6 protein-coding genes are annotated in these 6,000 nt (G+C 35.4%); 5 read left to right on the top strand and 1 reads right to left on the bottom strand.

Annotated elements, in window-relative coordinates; translation table 11 throughout:
- A partial coding sequence (deoB, locus tag G8Y84_RS08045; protein ID WP_165806265.1) for a phosphopentomutase occupies positions 1-666 on the top strand: 666 nt, incomplete at its 5' end.
- Between the two features lie 153 nt (positions 667-819).
- Entirely contained in the window at positions 820-1,755 is a 936-nt protein-coding gene (locus G8Y84_RS08040) for an alpha/beta hydrolase (protein ID WP_371874992.1), read from the top strand.
- Here the strand turns inward: G8Y84_RS08040 and G8Y84_RS08035 are convergent.
- Positions 1,722-2,456, bottom strand: a complete 735-nt coding sequence (locus G8Y84_RS08035; protein WP_103159140.1) for an NAD-dependent protein deacylase — start codon at positions 2,454-2,456, stop codon at positions 1,722-1,724. The genes G8Y84_RS08040 and G8Y84_RS08035 overlap by 34 nt on opposite strands.
- Before the next feature lie 168 nt (positions 2,457-2,624).
- On the opposite strand from G8Y84_RS08035, the gene G8Y84_RS08030 reads away from it, so the two are divergent.
- From G8Y84_RS08030 to G8Y84_RS08020, 3 genes are all read left to right on the top strand, one after another.
- Positions 2,625-4,289 carry an AAA family ATPase gene (locus G8Y84_RS08030; protein WP_105997007.1) on the top strand — a complete coding sequence of 555 codons (1,665 nt, stop codon included), beginning with the start codon at positions 2,625-2,627 and terminating at the stop codon, positions 4,287-4,289.
- Entirely contained in the window at positions 4,282-5,319 is a 1,038-nt protein-coding gene (mcrC, locus tag G8Y84_RS08025; protein ID WP_105997006.1) for a 5-methylcytosine-specific restriction endonuclease system specificity protein McrC, read from the top strand. The genes G8Y84_RS08030 and mcrC overlap by 8 nt, the downstream gene beginning before the upstream one ends.
- A gap of 69 nt (positions 5,320-5,388) precedes the next feature.
- Positions 5,389-5,886, top strand: coding sequence for a DUF805 domain-containing protein (locus G8Y84_RS08020; protein WP_037576752.1), 498 nt, complete (start codon positions 5,389-5,391; stop codon positions 5,884-5,886).
- Positions 5,887-6,000: the final 114 nt, after the last annotated feature.

The following is a 6,000-nucleotide window of genomic DNA, read 5'->3' as shown; positions in this document are numbered from 1 at the left end:
GAACTCTACGATATTTGTGAAAAAGTGCGTGAACTCACGAAAGATCCAAAATACTTAATCGGACGTATTATCGCACGTCCTTATGTTGGTGAGCCTGGCAACTTTACCCGCACAAGCAACCGTCATGACTATGCGTTAAAACCGTTCGGTCAAACAGTCATGAACGCCTTAAAAGACGACGGTTACGATGTCATTGCGATTGGTAAAATCAACGACATTTATGACGGAGAAGGGGTCACAGAAGCGATTCGTACGAAAAGCAATATGGACGGCATGGATCAGTTGAACCACGTCGTGCAAAAAGACTTTAACGGGTTAAGCTTCTTAAACTTAGTTGACTTTGACGCCCTTTACGGTCACCGTCGAGACAAACCGGGCTATGCCCAAGCGATTAAAGACTTTGATGAACGCTTGCCAGAGCTATTAGGAAACTTGCGAGAAGACGATTTACTCATCATTACCGCAGACCACGGCAACGACCCAACGGCAGAAGGTACAGACCATACACGCGAATACATTCCAGTGTTATGGTATAGCCCGAAATTCCAAGAGGGCGGCGAACTGAAAGGCGATACGACCTTCAGTTCTATTGGGACAACCATCGCAGACAACTTTGGCGTGAAAGCACCAGAATTTGGCCACAGTTATTTAAATGAATTAAAATAAAACGACGCATACACGAGGTAAGAAACGTGACTTCTTACTTCGTGTATTTTATATTGTAAAAAACGGGTATAGAGGACTATTCAACTGCGAAGACAAACAGAGAGACAATAAGCCCAAAACAGGATGGAAAAGGGTGGAATCGAGGTTACGTATGTGAAAAAATTTAAAATTTGGGGCATTTTATTAATTGTAAGTGTATGTTTCATCGTCGGTGGATTCATATTTTTTGAAGAAAATGGGAAAAGCTATGAAAAAGCACATGCCCATTACATCAATAGCCCGACACCTACGTTATTTTTACATGGCACAAGTGGTACACTCAATTCCTTTCATTACCTTATACAACAAGCTGAAGACCGCGGCGTCACACAAGATGTTCTTATCGCCCATGTTTCAAGCGAAGGCGACGTGACTTTTGAAGGGGACCTATCGAAGGATGCCGATAATCCTATCGTACAAATCGAACTCGAAGATAATGACAATATGGATTTAAATGCCAACGCCAAATGGATTAAAAATGTGTTAACCGAACTACAAGCCCAATATCACATTAAAGATTTTAACTTTGTTGGGCATTCAATGGGAAATACTTCATTCGCACAATATATGATAAATTACGGTAAAGATAAAACATTACCCCATTTAAAAAAACAAGTGAGCATTGCAGGAACATATAACGGCGTACTTGGTCAGAACGAAGACGTTAACGAAATCACCGTCGATAAAAACGGAAAACCGAGTCGCATGATTCCGCCTTACCAAGGGTTTCGAAAATTAAAAGACGTGTATCAAGGTCAAAACATTGAAGTCTTAAATATTTATGGCGATCTTTTAGACGGAACCAATTCTGATAGACTCGTCTCAGAAAGTTCCGCCAAATCATTAAAATATCTCCTCGGTAACAGCCCAAAAAGTTATAAAGAACTCAGATATGAAGGCGAAAACGCAGAACATAGCGCCCTTCACGATAACCAGGACGTCGCTAATGATATTCTTCCATATTTGTGGGGGAAACAACGAAACACCCATGCTCAAAATGCACAGAGCGTGGGTGTTTATGATTCTGAAGTTAAAGCCTCAATCACTTGAACCATATCTTCATGAATGACCAAATCAGATTGTTGGTCGTAAGGCGTCGCATCTCGATTAATAATGACTAAGCGACCGTGATTAAAATTGCCTACAAGTCCTGCAGCGGGTTGGACAACAAGTGAAGACCCTAACACGATGAGCGTATCAGCTTCATTAATTAACTGCATCGCATAAATGAGCGTGCCTTGGTCTAACATTTCACCGTATAACACGATATCAGGTCGAATGACGCCGCCACACTGTTCACAGCGATGTAACTGATGTTCTAAAACATAGGATTTAGTATATTGTGTCTCGCATTCTGTACAATAAAAACGATTTAACGTTCCATGTAACTCCGCCACATGTTGACTCCCCGCATCCGAATGAAGCCCGTCTATATTTTGAGTAATTACCCCTAAAGCACGCCCTTCAGCCTCAAGTTGCGCGATCCATTGGTGCACCGCATTCGGCGCTTTATCCGCAAACAATAAATATTGATAACAAAAGTCGATAAACCCTTGAGGATCCTCATGTAAATAATCCGCACTTAACATGTATTCAGGCGCATACCCTTGATTGGCAATCTTGTCATTTAAGCCACCTACTGAGCGAAAATCCGGAATACCACTCGCCACAGAAATACCTGCTCCTGTAAAAAAGACAATTTTGTTAGATTGGTTAATAATATCTTTCAACTGTTCAATTTGATCAGTCATTATTCTTACCACCTCAAAAAGTTTGTTTTAATACTCCTATTGTAAAAGTCAAAAGAAAGAGAGGCAAATGAGAAAGGGATTGATTTGAGAAGAAATCGAAAACTGCATTTATAAATATAGGTTTTTCAGTATAATATAAAAGTATTAGTATTAAGTGGAGGTTTTTTCATGGGTGAGATGTTAAATAAATCATGGGTACCGTTTTATGAGTCATTTGCAAAAGAATTATTAAAATTTAAAGATAACCGCGATGGTTTGATTGATTTGGTAAAAAAAGTTTATCAAGAAATAAATCTTAAAATGCCAACTTTAGATAAAAATAATAATGTGACAGATATTGACCCTTTTACAATTTATGGGTTATTCAATAAATCCTCTCAAAAAGAAGAGAATAGAATTAAAATAATCAATGCGTTCGCAAAGATACTAAATATAGATGTCACAATGCCTCAATCATTCGATAGTGTCCCCCGCCTCAATAATGTGAACGCATTATTTTATAATTTTGAGGGTGATCGTGGTGAAAATGATATTGACGAACTGTGGTCATTTTTTGAGACAGTACTTCAATTTATTGAAAATAAGAATGACTATACTAGGGAGAATTTTAAAAAATATTTCGATATGGTGATGAAGAAAAAAGGGATTCACAACAGTAAGCTTACAAGTGCACTTTACTGGATATCGCCTAAAAACTTTGTGAGTATTGATAACCTAAATGTAAATTTCATTTTAGAATCAGAATATATTCCAGATGAAATTAAAGGAATATTTAAAAAAAGAAGTGTTAAAATCAGTGGTGAATCTTATTTGTATGTTGTGAACCAATTGCAAAAATATTTACAACATACCTCTGACATGCACGATTTTATAGATTTTAGTTACAAAGCATGGGAATATTCAAAACATAAGGTAGAGTCAAATGTAACGGAGGAACGAGGAGAAACTATTTATAGTGTTGACTCGAAAACTACTTGTCAATCATATACTAAAGAAGATTTTCTAAAAGAAGTATTTATAAATGAAACGGATTACCAGCGTTTGGTACAGCTTATTACAATAAAAAAGAATGTTATTTTACAAGGACCTCCAGGCGTCGGAAAGACATATGCTGCTAAACGTTTAGCCTTTTCAATGATGGGTGAATTGGATGAAAACCGTGTGAAAATGATTCAATTCCATCAAAGTTATTCATACGAGGATTTTATTATGGGTTATCGTCCAACGGCTAACGGGTTTGAATTAAGAGAAGGATCTTTTTACAAATTTTGTAAACAAGCTGAAGCAGACAGTGAGCATGATTATTTCTTTATTATTGACGAAATAAATCGTGGGAATTTAAGTAAAATTTTCGGTGAATTATTTATGTTAATCGAAAATGATAAACGTGGCACTCAACTTGAATTATTATACTCAGACAAACTTTTTTCTGTACCTAAAAATGTTTATATTATCGGTATGATGAATACAGCGGATAGAAGTTTAGCAATATTAGACTATGCACTACGACGTCGTTTTGCATTTTTTGAGATGACTCCTTCTTTTGAGATGGAAGGTTTCAAAAGATATCAATCTGAATTCTCTAGTTCGAAATTTGATGCATTAATTGAATGTATCCGTATGTTAAACAAAGAAATTACTAATGATGAATCTTTAGGCGCGGGATTTAATATTGGACATAGCTATTTTTGTAATTTAAGTCATGTAAATGAAACTATTTTATCAAATATTATTGAATATGAAATCATTCCTTTATTGAACGAATACTGGTTTGATGAACCGGAAAATGTTCATTTCTGGAGTCAAAAATTAAGGGATACGCTTCATGATTAAAATAAAAAACTTTTATTATATGTTATCTTATGCGTTTACTGTATTGAATCAAAAGGGGTATCGTCAAATATCAAAAGAGAACTTTAATCATATAGGAGACTTATATGCATCTATATTAATTAAGGGAGTTTCTAATCAATTAAAACGTGGATTACATCAAGAATTTAAAGAACGTAATGAAACGATTTCTATTCTCAGAGGTAAAGTTAATATCTCTGATTCAATTAGGAGTTTGAGCTTTTTAGATAAAAAGTTGAACTGTACTTACGATGCGTTAACCGAAAACATATATTTTAATGAAATTCTTAAAACAACATTATTAGTATTGGTAAAGCTAGACATTACTAAAGAAAGACAAAAAAAGATTAAAAAATTACTTATACATTTTAATCAAGTGGATTGTTTGAACCCCCAGAATATAAATTGGAACTTTCGTTATTCAAGGAGTAATCAAACATATCAAATGTTAATGGGTATTTGTGAATTAATTATAAAAAGTTCGTTACATTCCTTTAAAGATAAACAACAAAAAATTATGGATTTCGAAGATGAACAACAGATGGCGAAACTTTATGAAAAGTTTATATTGGAATATTATAAGAAAACATTTCCTCAAATTAAAGTGAACTCATCACATATTCCTTGGTATACAGATGATGGAATGACATCAATGCTACCTACGATGAAAAGTGACATTATGCTCTCATACAAGGATAAGTATTTAATCATAGATGCTAAATATTATACTAAAACGATACAAAATTATTACGACACTCCTAAAGTTCATTCGGCAAATATGTACCAAATATTTACGTATGTTAAAAATTATCAAATGAGTGTAGCAAATCCATCCTCTCAAGTAACAGGTATGTTGTTATATGCAAAAACGGATGAAAAGATATTACCTAATGCTACTTTTCTCTTAGGAGGTAATGCAATAAGTGTGAAAACGCTCGATTTAAACTGTGAATTTGAAGATATAGAAAAGGAATTAAAGAAACACGTTTTTGAGTACTTTGATATAGAATAATTTAATCGCAAATAACAATGCTAAATATGCTACTATATATTAAAGATATACTGACAGAGGGGTGCAACCATGAATTCATCACAATCGATTTTATCTTGCTACAAACTTTACTGGACACGTGCGTTTGATGTCAAAGGGCGCGCTACGCGTAAAGAGTTTTGGCATCCATTTTGGATTAACATTATCCTTCACGCAATCGTGATACTACTCACGACAGAAGTCGGGGGCGATATTCTTTCCTTGATTCTCGTTATTCCGACGTTTTCTGTGATGGCGCGTCGTTTGCACGATATTAATCATTCGATGTATTTATCTATCGTGCTTAACGGAGCGTCAGTCCTTTATTTAATTGGGACGTATGCGTTACGTCCGTTCAATGAACTAGATAATCCTGAGTCGACGTTCTTAATGACTTTATTTATTATTTTCTTTATCGTGACGTTTATTTTGCTGATTATGGGCGTTTATTCCCTCGTGTTGATGTGCCTCAAAGGTGATTTGAAGCCGAATCGCTATGGTGCAGGTGGGACAAATGCCTTGCATGAATCGGTAAGTATACCAGAATAACCGTTGAAAAAAGTTGCCCAATGGCCAGGTCGCCGTTGGGCTTTTTGAGGTCCTTTTAAAAGCAGTGTCAGCGAGGACTTAATGTTTTTTAATTTTAATTAATCCTCGTTTAAT

It is taken from the genome of Staphylococcus sp. 11511212 (genome assembly GCF_011394755.1).
In the GTDB taxonomy this organism is placed as follows: Bacteria; Bacillota; Bacilli; order Staphylococcales; family Staphylococcaceae; genus Staphylococcus; species Staphylococcus chromogenes.
This window is presented reverse-complemented; position numbering and strand designations above follow the sequence as displayed.